Below are 21,844 nucleotides of genomic sequence, written 5' to 3'. Positions count from 1 at the left end.
TGATTTTGGATATAATTGTTAACAGCTAAAAAATAGGGTTCATCAAGATAGAACCGTATTTTTTATAAAGAAAACTCTTCAACAATTAGTTTTGGTCTTCCTGGATTTAAAATTCCTCCGCCTGGTTTGTATAAATATGCTTTTCCACTTTTCATCTTCTTTCCAAGAATTCTAAAGTCTGGAATGACAACTGCTACCGATTTTCCATCTTGTACCAATTCACATTTAATACTTTTAGCGGTTAAGCCTCTTTTTCTATCTTTTTCAGACTCAATAGTGCTTACATCTTCTGGATATAGCATTAAGGCTAAATAATAGTTTTCTAATTTTTCAAAGTTTGTGTCATCACTAAAGTAGAATACAAAATGGTACGCATCTTTTTCAGCTGCTGGTACAACGCCTACTTCTTCAACACTAATTTCATCATCAAAAGCATGTAATGCAGTATGAATATACATTGGCTCTTGACTAAATTTCTGAATAGCAGGATACGCAGGTGTTACTTCTTTTTCTTCTTCTTTCACAACCGTTTTGCCTGCTTCAGGATCTTTTTTTTCTCCTTTTTTATCTTCTCCACATGCGATAAAAGCTACTAAAGCAAAAAGTAAGATGAGTTTTTTCATAATATGTATTTTGTTTCGTTTTTTTAATTTGAAACCTCAAATATACAATGATTATTTGTTTATAGAAATTTCTTTGTTTAATATGATTGGCTTCTTTGTTTCTCTTACTCAGTTAAATCGACATCTTCTATTGTTAAGATTTTTTTAATCCAACCTTCCCTAACTTTAAAAAATTTGATTTCTATTTTTCTAAAATTCGTAGGATCTATAGTTTCATACGCGGCATGTACCACTTTATAGTCTTTGTAATTGGTAGGAATTGCGTGATCGGTTACAATTCTTTTCCAGCTTACCTTTGCCTCTTTAGGTAGTTTTAATAACGGCATTTGCTCTTTTACAGGGTAATAGTAAATTCCCAATCGGTGCGAGGTCATTTCTGTAATATCTGTTTCTTTGTCTAATAAAATAAAAAAGATATGTTCGTTATTTTTGGTTCGTTGTATGCGTACTTCTTTGATGAGAATGTCTTCTGAAAGCTGAAAATCTCCTTTAAATACCGTTTTTGCTTCGTCTAATTTGTTGTTGTAAAGGTAATATTCTGCATCATTCTGCATGAATGCATCATCTTCTTTGGGCTCAAAATTATATTGATTAGCAAATACATCAGCAATTTTTTCAGAAAACTTTAAAGCTCCTAAATGATTAAAATGCACCATGTCATAATAATCCACTTTGGTAATATTTAATTTTTCTACATCACCTGTTGGATATAAATCGGTGTAACTGATTTGCAAGCTGTCACATAGTTTTTTTGTGATCGGAGATACCTCATCTAAATAAAAACCCTTGTAGGTACTATAGTTTAATACAGGAGCTCTTACAATATGAAGTTTGATATCGTTTTCGTTACAAAAGTCAACTACTTTCCCCAAGTATTCTATATTTTCTTCCGGGAATTTAAAATCTTTCGGGACTTCTTTTAGTCTCTTTTTTATCGTATTGTCTTTTACTCTTCTGTAGATTCCAATTTTATAACCATCGTATTCGCTAGGCTTGTATTCATAGTTTAAATTTTCTTCTAATAGTTCAAGATTTGCCCATTCGTGGTGATTTCTGAAATACGGAAAAAAGCTATTGACAATATTCGATTTTTCTGAAAATTGGCCAAGGACCGATTTTACTTTGTTTAAATTTAGATTTTGACCATCTAAGTTTTCAAATTTATATCCTAGTCTGTTGTCTTCTCCAGCATCAACAATATCAATTGATCTAGCTTCTACAACTAACACTTTTAATTTTTGGTGTTTTACAATTTCTGGTAAATTGTAGTAAATCTGTTTGATGTTCAGTACAGGTATTGCTAAGTTGTATGTTTTTGCATTCAGTTTAGCATTAAATACTTGTGGAATAAACGAAAAAATACTCAGCGAACTTCCTGTAAAAAGAATGTCTACCGTATTTTCTTCCTGATTGTAAAACTCTGTCCAACGATCTACACCTTCTCTTTTTTCAGTCACATAGTACGACATGTAGCTTACGCATACAAGCACGATTCCTGTGAGCAATACCATTTTTAAAAGTAACTTTCTCATATCGAATTAGAATTGAAAGTATATAAATTGCGATTCGTCATAAGATCCATAAATCCCGAAAGTAACCAATATAAGCGCTGCAATAATATAAAAGCTCCATCGAACTACTATATTTTGTTTTGCCAAGGTTACGACCATGCTTTTACGCTTGTGAATGATTTCAAATACAATCATAAGTGCAATAAAAATAAGTGCCGCATAAAAATTTGGCGTGTCCATTCCTATTTCAGAAATCACTGTTTTTTCTCCTTTATCAAACGCAAATACTTTTCCAACAATGGCAAGTGCATCCTTTAATGAGTTTGCTCTAAAAAATATCCAAGCAAAACACACAATAATAAAGGTAACCGTCATAAAAAACAACCTTCCAACGATGTTCTTTTTGGTCAGTTTTATGGTTTTAAATATATTTTTTCGAAACGATCCTGTTGCTTTTTCTAACACAATAATAATTCCGTGAACAGCTCCCCAAATAACAAATGTCATCGCAGCTCCGTGCCAAATACCACTTATTAAAAATACGAGGAACAAGTTTAAGTACGTTCTGTATTTTCCATCTCTACTTCCGCCTAACGGAATATACACATAATCTCGAAACCATGTAGATAACGAAATATGCCATCTACGCCAAAATTCAGTAATTGATTTGGAGAAATACGGACTGTCAAAGTTTTTCATTAAATCAAACCCCATGGTTCTGGCAGCTCCAATGGCAATGTCTGAATATCCTGAGAAATCACAATAAATTTGGAAGGCAAAAAAGATGGTTCCCACTACAAATTCCATCCCGTAATAACTTCCGACGTTATTGTAGGTTTCGTTGACCAAAAGTGCCACTCTATCCGCAATAACCATCTTCTTAAAAAGTCCCCACAACATCAACAACAATCCACTTTTTACCTGCTGATAGTTAAATTTATACTTTTCAAAAAACTGTGGCAATAAGTGTGAGGCTCTTTCAATAGGTCCTGCGACTAATTGTGGAAAGAATGCTACGAATGCAAAAAACGCAATCATGTCATTGGTAGGTTGAAATTTCTTTTTGTAAATATCAACTGTATAACTTAACGTTTGGAATGTGTAGAAGCTAATTCCAACTGGCAAAATGATTTCGAGCGTAGATATTTCGAGTTCTTTTCCGAATAAACTAAATGCATCTACAAAAGATTCTATAAAGAAATTGAAGTATTTGAAGTAAATGAGAAAGCCTAAATTTACGAATAAACTCAGTATTAATAAGCCTTTCCGCTTCTTCTGATTTTCTTCTTTTCCAAGTTTCTTCCCCACAAAATAATCAACAAACGAACTAATGATGATGAGTGATAAAAATTTCCAATTCCACCAACCATAAAAAATGTAACTTACAATTAATATGAAAGCATTTCGCTGTTTTAAATTTTGTGAAAACACCCAATATAGTATAAATACTATGGGGAAAAAGATGGCAAAGTCTAACGAGTTAAAAAACATTTTTTATAAAGTTTTTAGCACGCAATTCTACGCTAAGATCAACTTAAAACAAAATTGCGCACTAAACGTACTATTTTATTTAAACACTCCACAAAAATCGAGTGTACTTGCTGTTTTTTCTAAATTAGAAAATTCTCTGTGTGCTACTAAATATACAACAATATCTGCTTCCGAAAGCGCATCATCTACGTCGTGAATTTCAAATTTTGTGTGCGATTTTATGTTTGGCTCCACCGCTAATACATTGAAACCATCATTTACTAAGGTATCAACTACTAATAATGCTGGCGATTCACGTAAATCGTCAATATTTGGTTTAAATGCCAATCCCATACACGCGATTTTTGCATCTTTACCATTGTCAATTTTAAATTGTAAAGCTGTGTTTTTTACCTTTTCAATGGCCCATTCTGTTTTGTAGTTGTTGATTTCTCTTGCAGAACGAATAATTTTTGCTTTTTCTGGAAATTCAGACACAATAAACCATGGATCTACTGCAATACAGTGTCCACCAACACCAGTTCCTGGCTGTAAGATGTTTACACGCGGATGTTTGTTGGCTAAGTTGATCAATTCCCAAACATTGATGCCTGCTTCATCACAAATCATGGAAAGTTCATTGGCAAACGCAATTTGTACGTCTCTCGAAGAGTTTTCCACCAACTTACACATTTCTGCTGTTTTAGAGTTGGTTCTGTGCAATTCTCCTTTTACAAAGTGTCTGTAAAATTCCACTGCTTTTTCCGTCGATTCCGCATTGATTCCACCAATAGCTCTATCGTTATGCTCCAATTCGTAAATTACGTTTCCTGGCAACACACGTTCTGGGCAGTATGCCATGTATATTTTTCCGATCAATTCAGGACGTTCCGCTTCAATAACGGCTTGCATTTTTTCGGTAGTTCCTACAGGACTTGTCGATTCTACAATGACCAAAGCGCCTTCTTTCAAGGTTGGCAATAACGCTCTCGTTGCCGATTCTACATACGAAATATCTGGTTCGTAATCGCCCTTAAAAGGTGTTGGTACGGCAATTAAATATACATCTGCTTCTACTGGCGATGTACTTGCGGTTAAATATCCTTGTTTTACCACATGATGCACCAAGCCATCTAAATCTGGCTCTACAATGTGAATTTCTCCTTTGTTAATAGTATCTACCACATGTTGATGAATATCAACGCCGGTTACTGTAATTTCTTTACTTGCAATTAAGGCTGCTGTTGGAAGTCCAATATATCCTAGACCTACCATGACAACGCTTGGTTTGTTACTTCCCATGATGTTTTAGTGTAATTTTGACATGTATGTTACGATCTTATCACAAGCCGTTCCATCTCCATACGGATTGTGTAGTTTACTCATTTTGTGATAAGCTGATTCGTCTGTTAGTAATTTGTTTGCTTCGCTAATAATTTTGTCGGTGTCCGTTCCTACCAATAAAACCGTTCCTGCGTCTACCGCTTCTGGTCGTTCAGTAGTATCACGCATTACCAATACAGGTTTTCCTAAACTTGGTGCTTCTTCTTGTACGCCGCCACTGTCGGTAATAATTAAGCTCGATTTGTCCATTAACCATACAAATGCAGGATACGATAATGGTTTGATTAAATTCACATTATCAATATCCGCTAACAATTCGTATACGGGTTTTTGTACGTTCGGGTTTAAGTGTACAGGATAAATAATTTGTGTATCTGGATGATCCGTTGCAATTTGCTTCAACGCCGAGCAAATGTTGATAAATCCTTGTCCGTGATTTTCTCTACGGTGACCTGTGACTAAAATCAAGCGTTTCGAAGTGTCCAATACTTCTTTTACGTCTTCAATTTCTTGATCTTGAAAACCGTCCGATTTTACTTTGGCTGCGCTAAAATGCAACGCGTCAATTACGGTATTCCCCGTGATTAATATGTTTTCGTCTGCTACGTTTTCGTTCAGCAGGTTTTGTTTGGATGTTTCTGTTGGAGAAAAGTGATAATCGCAAATGCTTCCCGTAACACATCGGTTGATTTCTTCTGGGAACGGCGATCTTTTATTAAAGGTACGCAACCCAGCTTCTACATGACATACTTTTGCACCTGAATAAAAAGCGGCAATACTTGTTGCCATTGTCGTGGTTGTATCTCCGTGAACGTATACATAATCTGGTTGAAAATCTTCCAACACAGGTTTTAAGTTCGTAATGATATCTGCTGTTAAACCATATAAGTTTTGATTCGGCTTCATCAAATCCAAATCATAATCTGGCGTAATTTCAAAAAATGACAGTACCTGATCCAGCATTTCTCTGTGCTGTGCCGTGATACAAACTTTTGTTTCAAAAGTGTCTTGGTGTTTTAAAAATTCTTTTACCAGCGGTGCCATTTTAATAGCTTCTGGTCGTGTACCAAATACAATTAGGTTTTTTTTCATCAGTTTGTTTTTGTTCTTTATTTAGTGTTTTACGGCTATAATCTCTCTGTAACTATTGGTTTAGGGAAGAAATTTTTCGCGTCAAAAATAATACATCCTGCTTTAAAAAAGGGAGTTACGTCAATTTTATTGAAACTTTTATGGGCAACTGCCAAAATAATCGCTCTGGTGTCGTTTGAAATCGTCGAAACCAAATCAATATCGTATTCCTTTTTTACTTCAGCAGCATTTACATTGTCGTCAAATACCTCAACTTCAATCCCGTATTCGGTAAGTTCGTGTACAATGTCAATAACGCGTGTATTTCTAATATCTGGGCAATTTTCTTTAAAAGTGATGCCCAAAATGGTCACTTTGGCGCCTTTGATGAGTTTTTCTTGCTTGATCATGAGTTTTACAACGCGTTCTGCAATGTATTTGCCCATGTTATCGTTTATTTTTCTTCCGGCTAAGATGACCTGCGGAATGTATCCAACACTTTTCGCCTTGTGTGTTAAGTAATATGGATCTACGCCAATGCAATGTCCGCCCACCAAACCTGGCGTAAACGGTAAAAAATTCCATTTGGTTCCCGCAGCTTCTAATACTTCGTGTGTGTCAATGCCTAATTTTCCAAAGATTAATGCCAATTCGTTGACAAACGCAATGTTGATATCGCGTTGCGAATTTTCAATGACTTTGGCAGCTTCTGCTACTTTGATGGATGACGCTTTAAACGTGCCTACCGTAACAATACTTTTATACAATGCATCAATCGTTTCGGCAATTTCAGGCGTGCTTCCTGAGGTAACTTTCACAATATTATTAACTCTGTGTTTTTTATCGCCCGGATTGATTCTTTCTGGAGAATATCCGCAGAAAAAATCTGTATTAAATACCAATCCGCTTTGTGCTTCTAAAATAGGCACACACACTTCTTCGGTACAACCTGGAAACACGGTGGATTCATAAATGACAATATCATCTTTGCCCAACACCGAACCAACTAAAGTAGAAGCAGCTTCTAAAGGTGTTAAATCTGGAAATTTATGTTCGGTAATGGGTGTCGGAACTGTGACGATGTATATGTTCGCTTTCGCGAGATCGGACGCTTGGTTCGTATAGTGTAAGCTAGTGGCTTCTTGCAATTCCTCGCGGCTTACTTCAAGCGTATGATCGTTTCCTTGTTGCAACTCTTGAATTCGCGCAGCATTGATATCAAACCCAATGACTTGATACCCTTTTTTGCTGAATTCAACCGCCAATGGCAATCCAACATATCCTAAACCTATTATAGAAAGTATCTTATTTGTCATTTGCTTCCGCTTGTTTTTTAAAAAAGTCGTGCGTAATGCTTAAACCATCGCGCACGGTGTATTTTGGAGTGTAGCCTAAAATGCGCTTTGCTTTTGAAATATCGGCCAAAGAATCGCGTACATCGCCTATTCTACTTTCTCCGTGAGAAGCTTCAATAGTACTTTGTGTAATTTCTTTGATATTGTTCCACAAATCGTTCACACTAATGCGATCGCCCACAGCTACATTGATGACTTCATGTTTTGTAATTTCTGCAAATAACGCCTTTATGTTTGCTTGCACTACATTTTCAACAAAAGTAAAATCTCTCGTTTGATTTCCATCCCCATTGATGGTTACGTTTGTGTTATGGATTCCTGCGTTGAAAAATAGTGGAATGACGGCTGCATACGCGCCTTGTACGTTTTGTTTGGGTCCAAAAACGTTGAAATAACGCAATCCGATCGTGTGAAAGTCAAAGTTTGTAGAGAAATTGTCTGCGTACAGTTCGTTTACATATTTGGTAATTGCATACGGAGATAATGGTTTCCCGATAATTTCTTCTTGCTTGGGCAATGCTTTGCTATCGCCATACGTACTGGAAGAAGCTGCATATATCATACGTTTCACACCAGCATCGCGCGAAGCTACCAGCATGTTTAGAGAGCCTGTAATGTTTACTTCATTAGAAGCAATAGGATCGTTAAACGAACGTGGTACGGAACCCAACGCGGCTTGATGTAGCACAAAGTCCATTCCCGCGACAGCGTTTTTACAGGTTTCCAAATTGCGAATATCTCCTTGAATGAATTCAAAATTTGGGTGCGATTCAAATTCGGCAATATTGTGTTTAAAACCTGTGGCTAAGTTGTCTAATACACGTACTTTTTGGGCGTTGTGTTTTAGTAGATACTCCACCAAATTGGCTCCAATAAATCCTGCGCCGCCGGTAATTAAAAAACGATACGTATGTAGGTGTTCTGGGTAATATGCTTCTTGATACATGTTGCTATGATTCGCTGCAAAACTAGCTATAAATTTTAATTCTAGGAAATAAATGACTTTTAAGGGGAAATACCCTTTGCAGAAAGGGTTTTATCCCCTTTTTAATTATCGTACTTTTCTAACAAGAAACCACGGATTTAGTAGGTTTTCTTTGTTGTATTTTAGGGGTTTGTTGGTTTCTAAGGAATATACTTCGAGTCCGACAGCGTTGCAAATAGCATGTCCGGCAGCCGTGTCCCATTCCATTGTTGGTGCGTATCGCGGATAATACGAAGCTTGTCCTTCTGCCATTAGGCAAAATTTTAACGAGCTTCCTGCCATGATGAGATTGACTTCTTTTCCTTCGGTTTCAAGCGTGTCAATAAGGTCTACTACTTTTTGATTGGTATATGAATGACTAGAAGTTAAGGTAATTTCGTCACTTTCGTCTGCAGCAAAAATTTGTTCAGCGTTTGTGAGCATGTCACGCGTTATGGTATGTTCTTCCAATTCCAATTTGAACGCTTTTTTTTCCGCAGGAATGGCAAAGTATACTGATTTTACCGCAGGAATGTAGATAACGCCTAATAACGAAACTCCGTTTTCTACCAATGCAATATTGACGGTAAATTCGCCATTTCGTTTAATGAATTCTTTCGTGCCGTCCAGCGGATCTACAATCCAGCATTGTTGCCAGTGTTGGCGAATGTCGTAATGTGCGTGTTCGCCTTCTTCACTGAGCACAGGAATTTGCGTGCTTTCCAATTCTTTTTCAATGTATACGTTGGCTTTTTTATCGGCAATGGTTACGGGAGAATTGTCTGATTTCGTTTCAACAGCTACAATCTGATTTTCGTAAATATCCATAATAATTCCGCCTGCATGTACGGAAGTTTCAATGGCTTTGTATAGATATTCGTTCATCAAGTTAGTTGGAGTTTTTCATGAGGTTGCGCAGACTTTCTTGCCAAGAAATGGTTTCAATAATGCTGCGAACTTTCGTTTTGTCTAACACGCTGTTTTTAGGGCGCGCTGCTTTGGTTTTATAGCTGTCTACAGGTTTTAGTGAAGGTTGATCGGCTTCCGCCAGATGCATATTTTGAATGATTTCTTTCGTGAAATCGTACCAAGTTGCTTCACCATCATTGCTAAAGTGATAGATGCCGTAGTTTGTATTGTTTGTGTTGATGATTTTGACGATCAATGCTGCCAAATCGTTGGCGTTAGTTGGCGTTCCTGTTTGTTCCGTTGTAATGGTGAGATTTGCCTTTTCTTTGGCTTTTTGAAGCATGGTTTTATAGAAATTCTTTCCAAATTCCGCATACAACCACGACGTACGAATGATAAAGTACTTTTCAGAAACCGCTTGCACGTTTTGTTCTCCTTTTAGTTTAGACGCGCCATACACACTGATCGGATTTGTTGCGTCTGTTTCCAAGTATGGAGTCGTTTTTGTGCCATCAAATACATAATCGGTAGAAATATGAATCATTGTCACCTTGTTGTCGGCACACGCTTTCGCGAGATTTTTGGCTGCTTCTGCGTTCACCAAATACGCTTTGTCTTCCTCACTTTCTGCAAGTTCCACATTGGTGTACGCGGCACAATTTACACAGTAATCATACGAATTTTTCAAGAAGAATTCCTGTACTTTTTGAGTGTCTGTAATGTCTAGCTCGTCAATAGAAGCAAAATGAAAGTTGATGTCCGAATGTGCTGCTTGTATCTTTTGAATACACTGTCCTAGTTGCCCGTTGGCGCCTGTTACCAAAACCGATTTCATAACGATAGCGATTTCAAGTTTGGCAATAGTTTGTCTTTGTCTGAAAGCATGATTTCTTCCTCAGAAAGTTTCCAGTCAATTGCAATGTCTGGATCGTTGTATATAATGCCTGATTCTGCTTCTTTGTTGTAGAAATTATCACATTTGTAAGCGAAAATAGTATCATCTTCCAACACGGCAAAACCATGTGCAAATCCTCTTGGAACAAAGAGCTGTTTGTTGTTTTCGGCATTTAGAATGATGGAAAAATGCTGTCCGTAGGTTTTAGAATCTGGACGAATGTCTACCGCCACATCTAATACTTCTCCACGAATGACACGTACGAGTTTTGCTTGTGCATGTGCGCCTTTTTGAAAGTGCAATCCGCGCAAAACTCCTTTTTGTGAAATGGATTGATTGTCTTGTACAAAATGAACCTTTGCTGGGAATTTTTGTTCGTTGTAACTTTCCATAAAGCTTCCTCTAGAGTCTCCAAATACTTGAGGTTCTAGGACAAAACAGCCTGCTAATGGTGTATGTGTTATGTTCAAGACGTTTTTTATTGTATTTCTAATAGATGTTTTCCGTACCCACTTTTTAATAAAGGTTTCGCCAATGCATCTAGTTGTTCTTTGGTAATGAATCCCATTCGGTATGCTGCTTCTTCAATGGCGCCAATTTTGAGTCCTTGTCGTTCTTCAATGACTTGTACAAATTGTGACGCTTGCATGAGCGAGTTGAATGTTCCTGTATCTAGCCAAGCCGTTCCTCTGTCGAGAATGCTTACGCTGAGTTTTCCTTTTTCCAAGTATACACGATTTACATCGGTAATTTCAAGTTCGCCACGACCACTTGGTTGTATGTTTTTGGCAATTGTTACCACTTCATTGTCATAGAAATAAATACCTGGCACGGCGAAGTTTGATTTTGGCTGTGCAGGTTTTTCTTCTATGGAAATGGCGTTTCCGTTTTTGTCAAATTCTACCACACCATAACGTTCTGGATCGTGTACGTGATATGCGTAAATAATGCCTCCTTGCGGGTCGTTGTTGGCTTGCAATAGGTTTGCCAAACCTGATCCGTAAAAGATATTATCGCCCAAAATTAAGGCAACTTTGTCATCGCCAATAAACTTTTCACCAATGATGAAGGCTTCTGCGAGTCCGTTTGGGTTTTCTTGTACTTCATACTGAAATTCGCAACCAATCTTTTTTCCATCACCCAACAATTTTTTAAATAATGGCAAATCTTGCGGTGTGGAAATGATGAGTATTTCACGAATTCCCGCACTTATTAAGGTTGAGACAGGATAATAGATCATCGGTTTGTCATACACAGGCATCAATTGCTTGCTTACGGCTAACGTAAGTGGATGCAATCGTGTTCCTGAGCCACCGGCTAATACTATTCCCTTCATTTTGTGTTTATTTTGTTTCGTATTTTTTTAAATACCATTCAATTGTTTTTAAAATGCCCGATTCAAAGTTTTCTGCGGCTTTCCAACCGAGTTCATTTTCTATTTTGCTGGCATCAATGGCGTAGCGAAAATCGTGTCCAGGTCGGTCAGTCACAAAACTAATTTGTGCTTTGTAAGAGGTTTCTTTGGGACGTAATTTGTCTAATAGTTCACAAATTGTGTTGGCAATGTACATATTGGTACGTTCGTTTCGTCCACCAATATTGTAGGTTTCGCCAGCTTTTCCTGTTTGATATACGAGATGAATTCCTTTGCAATGATCTAACACGTATAACCAATCGCGAATGTTCATTCCGTCGCCATAGATAGGAATTTGCTCTCCTGAAACCGCTTTGCGAATGATGGTTGGAATCAACTTTTCATCATGTTGTTTCGGTCCGTAATTATTAGAGCAATTTGTCGTTACCACATTCATTCCGTAGGTGTGAAAGTAACTGCGCACAATAAAATCAGACGATGCTTTGGAAGCACTGTACGGACTGTTTGGTGCGTAGGATGTGTCTTCCGTAAACAAACCTGTTTCGCCCAGCGTTCCGTATACCTCATCTGTTGAGATGTGATGAAAACGGCAAGCTTCACAACCTGGTTTTACTTGATTCGGTCCATCCATCCAATGTTTTTTGGCGACATCTAATAGATTGAAGGTTCCAAAGATATTTGTTTGTATAAACGCATCTGGATTTTTGATAGAGTTGTCTACATGTGATTCTGCGGCAAAGTGAATAACTGCTTTAAAATCGTGTGTTTTAAACAATTGCTCAATCAAATTTCGATCGCAAATATCACCTTTTATAAAGTGATAGTTTTTATGATTGCTGATTGCTGATAAATTTGCCAAATCGCCAGCATACGTAAGCTTGTCAATATTTACTACTGTGGTGTCTTGGTGTTGCTCCAAGAAATACGGAATATAGTTTGCTCCTATAAATCCTGCTCCTCCAGTAATAAGTACGGCATTTTTAGACATTCATTCGTTTGTTTTCTGCGTATGTGTTTAGGTATTGGTTTAATTCTCTTAGTAAGATAAACATCAGCAATAATGATACGGTAATCATAGGAATTCTGTACAAATACCTATCATAGAACGATCGAATTCTTGCTCCAGGAGAAAAATCACTTAACACATTGATGGTTTCTCTTTCCATTTCTCTCTGTCGATTGATTTCAAGAATTCTATTCGATATTTTCTCGTTTACTGCAAGTAATTCTAGTTCTTTTGTTTTTTTCTCGTTATTGGATGCCAATTGAATATAGGTATTCGAAGCTTTGGAAGAGTTTTCTTTTGGCTCTTGCAACAATAAATCTTTATACACTTCACTTAACGTATCGATTCGGATCAATTGTTTTTCGAGTGCTTTTACTGATTTTTCAAGATTTTCAAGATTGATTTCTTTTTGTCTCTTGATGTGAAAGTTTTCTACATTCTTTTTGGCAATAGGTTCTTGCAATGCTGGAATGATTTCTTTTTCGGTAGAATACACAGAAACTTGATGCACGCTAAAATCCATCGGACTTGTGTTTTTCTTGTATTTTTCGAAATCAATTTCATTCATGACAAACGTTGTATCGGCCGTTTTCATGAATTCGTTGTATGCTTTTAGCATTCCATTATCCGTTACATCTGGATCAATAACAAATCCACGTAAACTCCCTGCTTCATCTTTAGTAATGCTAAAAATATCTGCAAGTTTCATACTGTCACCTTCTTCTACAAGACCTTGGTAATACTTAATGTTTGAGTATAATTGACGTGTACTTCCATAGTTTGTTTTTACATACATGCTTGATCCAAATACTGCTTCTTTTCTTGAATCAACAAACCATCCTATAACAATACTTAAAAATCCGACAATTGCAAATTTTACAATGTGTACTCTAACGATGATTAGCGCTCTGATTAATAAGTCTAATAGGAATAAAAGAATATTTCGGATAAATAGGAAGAATCTGTTGAAAGCACTTCCTATCATTCTAAACAGCTCTTTTAAGTCTATTTCATTACCTGCTGGTTTTGGTGGTTGTTCAGGCAACACGTTTTGGCTATTTTCACTCATTTTCTTATTATTAGTTGTTAAATAGTTGTTCTAATATTTTTCTTGTTATTAAATACGTTGGTTTTACGCCCGTAGTTCCCAATCCGCCAGAAGCGAGCGTGCTTCCAGTTTCTAAAGGATTATCAGAAGCATAGTATGCATAGCGTACTTTTACATTTTCTGAAATACTTCTTCGTATTTTAGAAGCCGATTGCACTGCTTTTTGATAATGTGCTCCTTCCATTTCAAGTCCAATGACATTCCATGTGGAATCGTGAAAGAATTTTAAAATGTCTTTGTTTTGTAATGAAGTTCCTAATACCGTAATCATAGAACCTTCAAAAACTTGCAATCCGTGACCTTCTAAGTCTTCTTTTTTCAATTCGTTTTTAAAAGGATAGTTGTCCGCTGTTCCTTCAAATATATGTGCCGACGGAATCATGATGTCTCCTTTTCCGCCTTCTAAGATTCCCGCTTTTCCCATAATGGACACGGACGCTACATTTAAGTATTCTTTTTGCGTTTTGTCCGCACTCGTGTAGGGTTTTAAAAACTCATCAATGGTTTCATACGCTTGTTCTCCAAAGGCATAATCCATTACAAATAATACTGGTTTTTCAGCATCATTGGTTGCGCAACACGTATACGATGTTTTACTGAAATCAATTTTAGCCGTATCAAAAATTTGCACGTTGATGTTGGTTCCTGATTCGTCTTTGATGTAAATCATTCCCTTTTTCAACGCTTCTTTTTCTACTTTAGTACGAAGCGCATTACTTTCCGAAGCACTTAACGCTTCAAATATATCAAATTCGTCTGTAGTATTGAGTTGTTTTTGCAATAGTTTTGGTGCAAATATAGAGTTCATTACACTGTGCATATTGGCACTTATGATGTGAATAGGTCTGTGTAATAACTGATGCGTTTTGAGTACTTTTTTAATGTTGTTTGCCCAAACTTCACCATGAATGTGATGTCCCAAACGTTCGCGCAGTACAGGACTGAAGGTAATTTTTCTTTTTTGACCGTTTGTACATTCTTCAATGGCTAATTTTCCTAACCAATAAATAATGTTTAGAAAACGCTCTGGATTTTCCTTGGTAGAAAAAGTTTGATGTGCGTCTAATATTTCTTCAAAAGTTCTTCCTAAAATATTCGCCGTATGTGTAATAGCAACTTCGCGTTCTGCCAAACTTAGCTTTTTCTTTTTGCCAACAGCGTGTGTTAATTTTTCCCAATCGCGCGTTGTTTCTCCATCTTCATTAATCAATACACGGTCACAAATTTTGTGCGATTCGATAAATAAAAACGTTAAATGCGTTAAAATGTCATAGATTTCAGAGCGGCCACGCGTGATCTCAATATTCATTTGTTCATCATCGATTCGGTAACAATTTCTGCGTCTTTTTGGTGGAATGATGACTTTAAAGTGCGAATTTTTAAATCCTTCATCCGACGTTAAATTGATATAGCGACATTCTTCAATACCAATTGGCAAACGATCAATTACATACAGTAATCCGTTGATTTCCGCCTTTTTATCCGCAACCGAACCATAAATTTCTGGACGCAACAACAACAACGATTCACGCAAGGTTTCCCCAGAAACGCCCATTGGTTTGTAAAAGCCACGATTGAATAAATGTCTCATGGTAATATACAAACGTTCAATAGCTCCTGATGATTCTTGCGCTCTTGTTCTTTCGTGTATTGTAATGTTGCTCATAAATGATTTTTCCGCACAAAAATACAAGTTAATTTGATATTTCTAAGCTTTTTTGTAATTCGTTAGTAAATCCGCTATTTTTCGATCGTTTGACAATCTAGGAATTTTATTTTGTCCGCCCAATTTTCCAATGGATTTCATGTAGTTTTGAAAGCCATCTTTTTGAATTTTTGTGATGTGTAATCGCTGCAAAATTTTCCCATCGATCAAATCAAAATAATAACTGTTTTGTTGTTGTAGCGAAGCATCTATCGTTTCTGCAAATGCTGCTATGTTTTCGGGTTCCTTTTCAAATTCAATAAACCATTCGTGATATGGCAAACCGTCTGTGGGATTTATTTGTGGTGCCACCGTAAATTCATTAATGCTTGCGCCAGATTGCTGCAATGCTTCGTGTAATGCTTGTTCTACTTCTTTGCCAATAACATGTTCACCAAACGCCGAAATAAAATGCTTGATACGACCTGAAACAATCACTTTGTAAGGTTTTGTGGAGGTAAATTCTACCGTATCACCAATATTGTAACTCCACAATCCTGCGTTTGAGGAAATGATCATGACGTAATTCACGCCAATTTCCACATCTTTTACAGTGATTCTTTTAGGGTTTTCATCAAAAAATTCATCCGCTTTGACAAATTCGTAAAAAATACCCGAATTCAGTTGTAGCAGCATGCCTTTATCATTTTGTTGGTCTTGATAGGCAAAAAACCCTTCACTTGCTGGATATAATTCAATGCTGTCTACTTTTCGTCCAATCAAATTATCAAATTTGTTGCGATACGGTTCAAAGTTGACACCACCATAAATAAACAGTTTAAAATCCGGGAAAACTTCGCCTACTTTTTTGCCCGTGCGCGCTTCAATACGTTCAAAATACATTTGCACCCACGACGGAATTCCGCTAATAATCGCCATTTTTTCGTGCAGCGTTTCATTGACAATGGCTTCAACTTTGGTTTCCCAATCTTCGATGCAATTGGTTTCCCAGCTTGGCATTCTGTTTTTTTGAAGGTATCCAGGTACATAATGTGCTACAATTCCAGAAAGTCGTCCGAGTTTTACACCGTTTTTTTCGTTGAGTTCTGGACTTCCTTGTAAAAAGATCATTTTTCCATCTACAAAATCGGTATTTCCAGTTTCCGCAATGTACAGCAAAATCGCATTTCGAGCCGCTTCAATATGTGTGGGCATGGATTCTTTGGTAATCGGAATGTATTTTGAACCAGAAGTCGTTCCAGAAGTTTTGGCAAAATACAGCGGTTTTCCTTTCCAAAGAATATCTTTTTCACCCGCTACAACTCTATCTACATACGGACGTAAGGCTTCATAATCGCGAATCGGCACTCGTTTTATAAAATCGGCATGCGATTGAATGTTAGCAAAGTCGTGATCTTTTCCAAATTGTGTATGCGCAGCTTCTTTGATGAGTTTTTGAAACACTTTTTCCTGCGTTTCAATAGGTTGGTTTGCCCATTTTGATACTTTTTTTTGAATGTATTTTGCAAAAGGTTTTGCTAAAAAGGCTTTGAATGATTTCATCGGTGTGAGTTTGCTTCTTTGGATTACATCAGCTATTTTAAAGTGTAAAATCAATAAACGATTCTGGATCAATGGAATATCCTTCGCTCCACAATTCAAAATGCAAATGTGGTCCTGTGGTGAGTTCGCCTGTATTTCCAATACTGGCAATAACTTCGCCTACGCGTACCAAATCGCCTTGTTGTTTTGTCAACGACGCATTGTGTTTGTAAACAGATATTAGATTGTTGGAATGTTCAATGATAATGACATAACCTGTTTGTGCGGTCCATTCGGCAAAAATCACCATTCCGTCTGCGGTTGCTTTTATCGGCGTATCTTTTGGCGCAACAACATCGACGGCAAAATGTTTTTCTTTCGGATTGTATTTTTGGGTAATTGCGCCTTTGACAGGTGGAAAAAGTTTAAAGTTGACTTTGGCAGTGGCGGTTTCAAACAGATTGTATTTGTCTTCCTGCGCTACTTCTTCACGCAATAACGAATCTTGTTTGTTGGGCGATAAATCGACCTGATCAGGATCTAATTCAAACGACTTGAACAACGAATCTTTATTGATGCTCTCACTTTTGAGTTCTCCCGTAAGGACATTACGAATAGAGTTTAAGTAAATAGAATCTCTTTGTGCCACTTGTTCTAACGAATCAATTTTTTCATACAAATCAATGGCTTGTTGCTTCAATGCTGTCGATGAATAGCCGGGAATATATTCACGCAATGACGTAAAGGCAATTAAAAATGTAGTCAATACGATCAACATAATTGCGGAAAACGCAACCAACACAAACACATTTAAACGTGTGAGTTTAAAAGAAATACGCTCTTCAAAAGTATCTTCGTTGAGAATGACCAAGCGATACTTGTGCAAAAGTTTCTTTTTGAGTTGCTGTCTTTTTTGCTTTTCTTTTGCCATGGTTACAAACTTAAAAAGAAAAATAGTAGTATTTATTGCTCTGAATGTGTTTTTTTTATGCTTCTGTACCGTTAGGTATCTATTTATTTTTACCTTTGTAACTTAAATACGAATCATTATGATGTCATTACATATGTTTTTAGCCATTCCAGGAGGAACTTCGATTATCTTAATCGTAGTTGTTGTATTGCTTTTATTTGGAGGAAGAAAGATTCCAGAATTAATGCGTGGCTTAGGTAGCGGAATTAAAGAATTTAAGGATGCAACCAAAGGAGACGAAGAAACGAAAAAAGTAGAGAAAGAATAATTTTCTATTGTATATACTGCATACAAAATCCACACTGTTACGGTGTGGATTTTTTTGTTTCTATCATTTAAAGAACTAGTTTTAAGTGCTGAATTAAAGATTAAAATATACTCGTATGAAAAAAATAACACTCCTTTTACTAGTAACTGCGCTTATGTGTATTACTGTAGAAGCACAAGAATCATGGAAAACGACTACACTTGATAACTTTTCCATTCAACATCCGAATGATTGGAAAGCAGATACTTCTAAAACCGTTGGTGTTGATTTGATTTTATACGCACCACAAGAAATAGGTGATAATTTTAAGGAAAATATCAATGTGGTTGTGCAAGATTTATCAGAATATAACCTGAATCTTGATTCGTATACGAAACTTTCTGAAGAACAAATAAAAAACATGCTGGAAGGCGGAAAAATTACAAAAAGTGAACGCATTACAGCAGATTCAAAAACGTATCATCGCATTCAGTATGTAGGCACACAAAGTGGTATTGCGCTCAAATTTGAGCAACGGTATTATGTTGAAAACGACACAGCGTATGTATTGACAGTTACATGCTTGAATAGTAATTTTGACGCATATATCGTTTTATCGCGTAAAATTTTTGATACGTTTCAGATGAAGTAAATGGCTGAAGAAATTACACAAAAAGAAGTAGCAGCACTGATTACACTAGAAAAGCCCGATACATTTCGAGCGCATTTTTTATGTTTCCTGTTCAAGAATAAAAAACTACACGGAAGCAGCAAAGAAAGGGAAGTGCGACTTTGGCAACACAATAGTTGGACTGCAAGTTTGTACGCTGTTTTTATTTTTAAGTTTGATCGTAAAAACCACTTGATCGACATTAAAACAAAGCTTAATATTTTTGGAAAAACCTTTTTCATGGGAGTGTTTTCTATATTGTTTGTCTTTTTTTCTTGGAAGCTTTTTTCTTTGTATAAAAATGAACGCTTTTGGTTATATACTTCCATTGTTGGAGTTTTTATGATCTTATATGTGCTATTTTGTAAAGCAGTGTATGAAGGTGAAAAACGCATTCAACGCAAAGTTTTTTTTGAGAAACTTGATCTAGAAATCATAGAAGAATCCTAAAAACTATTTCATATCGAAACTACCGAAAATATATTTGAACATTTTGAGCAATACATCAAACTTTCCGATCAGCTTAAAGCGGAATTAAAAGATAAATTACATATTGTTACGTTTAAAAAAGGCGAACTTGTGTTAGATGCCCATCAAATTTCTACTAAAAGTTATTTTATTAGAAAAGGAATGTTGCGTACGTATTTTTTGAAAGATGGAAAAGAGGTTAGTGAATACTTTTGCAGTGTAAATGAATGGATCAATTCTCCCAGAAGCTTTATGCAACGCAAAAAAGACATCTATTATATTGACGCTATTGAAACTACAGAAGCTTTCTCGTTACACGTAAATGATTTGGTATATTTGTTTGATCATTTCCCAGAAATGGAACGCTACTCGCGACTTTCTATGGGAACTATTTTTGGACATTTAATGGAGCGAATTACCTCCATGCGTTTTGCTTCTGCCAAAGAAAAATACGATCATTTTTGTGAAACGTATCACGATATTTACCATCGAATTCCCTTAGGAATGATCGCTTCATATATTGGTATTACACAAGAAACTTTAAGTAGAATTCGCGCCGAAAAATGATTTTTTGACCTAAGTCAAAAGTTTTGAAATTATGAAACAGTTACTTTGTCTCAAAAGCAAACTACTATGATTTCATCAAAAAAAATACAATTCGCATTCTTCTTCTTTTTTTTAATTGCTACCACATTATTACATGCACAAGAAACACTTGCTACCAAAAATACAGAAGCTGTTTTATATGTTGGAAACGGGCAAAATCAACCTTTAGTTGTTGGACTTGGCGGTTCGGAAGGTGGAAACGCTTGGACAAGCAATCATTGGAAAAAAACGAGAGATCAATTTCTTGAAAAAGGCTATGCTTTTTTAGCAATTGGCTATTTTAATGCAAAAAACACACCGAAGCTTTTAGAAAAAATTGCCATTGAAGATATACACAACGCTATTATAAAAGCAACAAAACACGCACAAGTACATGCGGAACAAATTGCTATTGTTGGTGGTTCGCGTGGAGGTGATTTGGCATTGCTAATTGCTAGTTATTACGATGATATTGATTGTGTGGTGGCCTTAGTGCCAAGTCACGCTGTATTTCTAGGAAACACCAATCATTTTACAAGTTCCTCTTGGACATTTAATGGTGCTGAATTGCCTTTTGTTCCTATAAATGAAGCCACTGTTCCTTTTTTGATGAAACGCGATTTACGCGGTGCTTTTGAAACGATGTTGCAAGATACAGAAGCCGAAAAGAACGCATTGATCCAGATTGAAAAGATACAAGCGCCTATTTTACTAATATCTGCCACCGAAGATGAAATTGCACCTACAACACCAATGTGCAATAAAATGATGAATAGACTGAAATATCATCATTTTACATACGAAGCTGTACATATTAACATTGTAGGTTCGCATGCGGCTCCATTGAACCATTTTGAGCTGGTATTTAATTTTCTAAAACACAAGTTTCCTGTAAAGAAATAATGCCGTGTAAGCGTTATTTTATATCTTCATAACATGAAAAATAACGCATGCTATATTGTTTTACTTATTTTCTTGGGATTTTTCTCTTGTGATGTTAATTCGGAAAAAAACGCCGATAAAACAGGGAAGAAAACGATAGAAACTTCTAAAGATACGATTTCGCCAAAAGTCAATTCTCACGAAAGTGAACCTAAAAAAAACAGCGATCTTACTTCTAAATTGAAAGAAAAAGTAGCGCGCTTAGCAACGTTAGCACATAAGTATCAACTGAAAAATTTAGAAGTTGTTTCACCAAAAAAATCAATGTTATTAGGTAGTTTACAACGCGTTTTACAACTAAAAGGTAATCTGAAAGCTATTGATATCGCTATATTTAAAAATAAACTTCATAAGATTCACAAAGCCTTTTTAAAAGGAACAAAACCAATGCAGACTAATGGAAATACGTATCCAAGAGTTACGGTGGAAGAATATATTTTTAAAACTCCTGAAAGTGCAGAAATGACATACGAAATGTTGCTGAATTCAAAAAGTGAAAGTTCTGTTTGGATGTACGTTAGCAAAGCGCCATACGAACTATTTGTAGAAGAAAATAGACTTTATTTTGTAAGTTCAGGTGGTTTTTACATGATGGACATGTATAAAGATATTGTGGAGAAACTTAAAGATTAGCTAAGATGAAAGATTGGTTTAAATACAAATATGGATTTGTGAATATAGATTCCGAAAATCTATATTTTACAAATACTGGAAATTGGTCAGAAGTGAAAGACTTGAAAGAAAAAGGAATTCAGAAACAGGATTCGTTTCGGCAATTTCGAATGCGATTTATTCCATTTATATTGGTCGGAATAGCAGTAGTACTGGCTTTTTTTATGCTATTTAAGGTCGATCCAACGATTAAGTACACTGTTGTTGGTTCGGTTTTAGTCCTCGCATTAACTTCGTATACATATTTAAAAACAGAAATTGGCGAAAAGTTTAAACTGCCGATTTCTAAAATTGAAACGATTGATATACGTGGCGAAACTGCAACCGTTACATTTCAAGATGGAAATGAAAATGTAAGCGTATATATGCTTGAAAAACTAGATCGAAAAGGAATGAATTTGCTAGAAGAAGTTGTCAATCAACTTTCAAAAAATAAAGCCTAACTTGCTCGTTAAAACCAATACAAACTTAG

At 36.2% G+C, this 21,844-nt stretch carries 23 protein-coding genes; 7 read left to right on the top strand and 16 right to left on the bottom strand.

The window, feature by feature from the left end; all coding sequences use genetic code 11:
• Positions 1 to 62 precede the first annotated feature (62 nt).
• The 16 genes from KORDIASMS9_RS05730 to KORDIASMS9_RS05655 form a co-directional block, all read right to left on the bottom strand.
• The gene (locus KORDIASMS9_RS05730) at positions 63 to 623 is read right to left on the bottom strand and encodes a hypothetical protein (protein WP_162819779.1); all 561 of its coding nucleotides are present in this window, start codon (positions 621 to 623) and stop codon (positions 63 to 65) included.
• 104 nt (positions 624 to 727) lie between these two features.
• The gene (locus tag KORDIASMS9_RS05725) at positions 728 to 2,155 is read right to left on the bottom strand and encodes a hypothetical protein (protein WP_162819778.1); all 1,428 of its coding nucleotides are present in this window, start codon (positions 2,153 to 2,155) and stop codon (positions 728 to 730) included.
• Positions 2,156 to 2,161: 6 nt separating this feature from the next.
• On the bottom strand, positions 2,162 to 3,625 hold the full coding sequence (locus KORDIASMS9_RS05720) for an MBOAT family protein (protein ID WP_114901920.1): 1,464 nt from the start codon (positions 3,623 to 3,625) through the stop codon (positions 2,162 to 2,164).
• A gap of 75 nt (positions 3,626 to 3,700) precedes the next feature.
• Positions 3,701 to 4,906 (bottom strand): UDP-N-acetyl-D-mannosamine dehydrogenase, encoded by a 1,206-nt coding sequence (wecC, locus tag KORDIASMS9_RS05715; RefSeq protein ID WP_114901919.1) that lies wholly within the window; start codon positions 4,904 to 4,906, stop codon positions 3,701 to 3,703.
• Between the two features lie 6 nt (positions 4,907 to 4,912).
• Positions 4,913 to 6,040, bottom strand: coding sequence for a non-hydrolyzing UDP-N-acetylglucosamine 2-epimerase (wecB, locus tag KORDIASMS9_RS05710; RefSeq protein WP_114901918.1), 1,128 nt, complete (start codon positions 6,038 to 6,040; stop codon positions 4,913 to 4,915).
• A 35-nt stretch (positions 6,041 to 6,075) separates the two neighbouring features.
• Positions 6,076 to 7,335 (bottom strand): nucleotide sugar dehydrogenase, encoded by a 1,260-nt coding sequence (locus KORDIASMS9_RS05705; RefSeq protein ID WP_114901917.1) that lies wholly within the window; start codon positions 7,333 to 7,335, stop codon positions 6,076 to 6,078.
• Entirely contained in the window at positions 7,325 to 8,320 is a 996-nt protein-coding gene (locus KORDIASMS9_RS05700; protein ID WP_114901916.1) for an SDR family oxidoreductase, read from the bottom strand. The genes KORDIASMS9_RS05705 and KORDIASMS9_RS05700 overlap by 11 nt, the downstream gene beginning before the upstream one ends.
• Before the next feature lie 105 nt (positions 8,321 to 8,425).
• Complete coding sequence (gene cysQ, locus KORDIASMS9_RS05695) at positions 8,426 to 9,223, bottom strand: 3'(2'),5'-bisphosphate nucleotidase CysQ (RefSeq protein ID WP_114901915.1); 798 nt, start codon at positions 9,221 to 9,223, stop codon at positions 8,426 to 8,428.
• Between the two features lie 4 nt (positions 9,224 to 9,227).
• The gene (gene rfbD / locus KORDIASMS9_RS05690; protein ID WP_114901914.1) at positions 9,228 to 10,082 is read right to left on the bottom strand and encodes a dTDP-4-dehydrorhamnose reductase; all 855 of its coding nucleotides are present in this window, start codon (positions 10,080 to 10,082) and stop codon (positions 9,228 to 9,230) included.
• Positions 10,079 to 10,612, bottom strand: a complete 534-nt coding sequence (rfbC, locus tag KORDIASMS9_RS05685; RefSeq protein WP_114901913.1) for a dTDP-4-dehydrorhamnose 3,5-epimerase — start codon at positions 10,610 to 10,612, stop codon at positions 10,079 to 10,081. The genes rfbD and rfbC overlap by 4 nt, the downstream gene beginning before the upstream one ends.
• A gap of 8 nt (positions 10,613 to 10,620) precedes the next feature.
• The gene (gene rfbA / locus KORDIASMS9_RS05680; RefSeq protein WP_114901912.1) at positions 10,621 to 11,478 is read right to left on the bottom strand and encodes a glucose-1-phosphate thymidylyltransferase RfbA; all 858 of its coding nucleotides are present in this window, start codon (positions 11,476 to 11,478) and stop codon (positions 10,621 to 10,623) included.
• 7 nt (positions 11,479 to 11,485) lie between these two features.
• A complete protein-coding gene (rfbB, locus tag KORDIASMS9_RS05675; RefSeq protein WP_114901911.1) occupies positions 11,486 to 12,505 on the bottom strand; it encodes a dTDP-glucose 4,6-dehydratase in 1,020 nt (339 codons plus the stop codon).
• Complete coding sequence (locus KORDIASMS9_RS05670; protein ID WP_114901910.1) at positions 12,498 to 13,592, bottom strand: hypothetical protein; 1,095 nt, start codon at positions 13,590 to 13,592, stop codon at positions 12,498 to 12,500. Before KORDIASMS9_RS05670 ends, rfbB begins: the two co-directional genes overlap by 8 nt.
• Before the next feature lie 10 nt (positions 13,593 to 13,602).
• Entirely contained in the window at positions 13,603 to 15,297 is a 1,695-nt protein-coding gene (locus KORDIASMS9_RS05665; RefSeq protein ID WP_114901909.1) for a hypothetical protein, read from the bottom strand.
• A gap of 42 nt (positions 15,298 to 15,339) precedes the next feature.
• Positions 15,340 to 16,839 carry a GH3 auxin-responsive promoter family protein gene (locus tag KORDIASMS9_RS05660; RefSeq protein WP_114905159.1) on the bottom strand — a complete coding sequence of 500 codons (1,500 nt, stop codon included), beginning with the start codon at positions 16,837 to 16,839 and terminating at the stop codon, positions 15,340 to 15,342.
• Positions 16,840 to 16,876: 37 nt separating this feature from the next.
• The gene (locus tag KORDIASMS9_RS05655) at positions 16,877 to 17,749 is read right to left on the bottom strand and encodes a M23 family metallopeptidase (protein WP_114901908.1); all 873 of its coding nucleotides are present in this window, start codon (positions 17,747 to 17,749) and stop codon (positions 16,877 to 16,879) included.
• A 118-nt stretch (positions 17,750 to 17,867) separates the two neighbouring features.
• On the opposite strand from KORDIASMS9_RS05655, the gene tatA reads away from it, so the two are divergent.
• The 7 genes from tatA to KORDIASMS9_RS05620 all read left to right on the top strand — a co-directional run bounded on the left by tatA (position 17,868) and on the right by KORDIASMS9_RS05620 (position 21,815).
• Positions 17,868 to 18,056 carry a twin-arginine translocase TatA/TatE family subunit gene (gene tatA, locus KORDIASMS9_RS05650; protein WP_114901907.1) on the top strand — a complete coding sequence of 63 codons (189 nt, stop codon included), beginning with the start codon at positions 17,868 to 17,870 and terminating at the stop codon, positions 18,054 to 18,056.
• A gap of 115 nt (positions 18,057 to 18,171) precedes the next feature.
• On the top strand, positions 18,172 to 18,687 hold the full coding sequence (locus KORDIASMS9_RS05645) for a hypothetical protein (RefSeq protein WP_114901906.1): 516 nt from the start codon (positions 18,172 to 18,174) through the stop codon (positions 18,685 to 18,687).
• Positions 18,688 to 19,155 (top strand): hypothetical protein, encoded by a 468-nt coding sequence (locus KORDIASMS9_RS05640; protein WP_114901905.1) that lies wholly within the window; start codon positions 18,688 to 18,690, stop codon positions 19,153 to 19,155. It abuts the gene before it with no gap.
• Between the two features lie 129 nt (positions 19,156 to 19,284).
• Positions 19,285 to 19,740 carry a Crp/Fnr family transcriptional regulator gene (locus tag KORDIASMS9_RS05635; protein WP_114901904.1) on the top strand — a complete coding sequence of 152 codons (456 nt, stop codon included), beginning with the start codon at positions 19,285 to 19,287 and terminating at the stop codon, positions 19,738 to 19,740.
• 66 nt (positions 19,741 to 19,806) lie between these two features.
• On the top strand, positions 19,807 to 20,661 hold the full coding sequence (locus tag KORDIASMS9_RS05630) for an acyl-CoA thioester hydrolase/BAAT C-terminal domain-containing protein (RefSeq protein ID WP_114901903.1): 855 nt from the start codon (positions 19,807 to 19,809) through the stop codon (positions 20,659 to 20,661).
• Positions 20,662 to 20,694: 33 nt separating this feature from the next.
• On the top strand, positions 20,695 to 21,333 hold the full coding sequence (locus tag KORDIASMS9_RS05625; RefSeq protein ID WP_114901902.1) for a hypothetical protein: 639 nt from the start codon (positions 20,695 to 20,697) through the stop codon (positions 21,331 to 21,333).
• Positions 21,334 to 21,338: 5 nt separating this feature from the next.
• Positions 21,339 to 21,815, top strand: coding sequence for a hypothetical protein (locus KORDIASMS9_RS05620; protein WP_114901901.1), 477 nt, complete (start codon positions 21,339 to 21,341; stop codon positions 21,813 to 21,815).
• Positions 21,816 to 21,844: the final 29 nt, after the last annotated feature.

This window comes from Kordia sp. SMS9 (assembly GCF_003352465.1).
GTDB lineage: Bacteria > Bacteroidota > Bacteroidia > Flavobacteriales > Flavobacteriaceae > Kordia.
The sequence above is the reverse complement of the archived record's forward strand: the minus strand, read 5'-3'. Positions and strand labels throughout refer to the sequence as shown.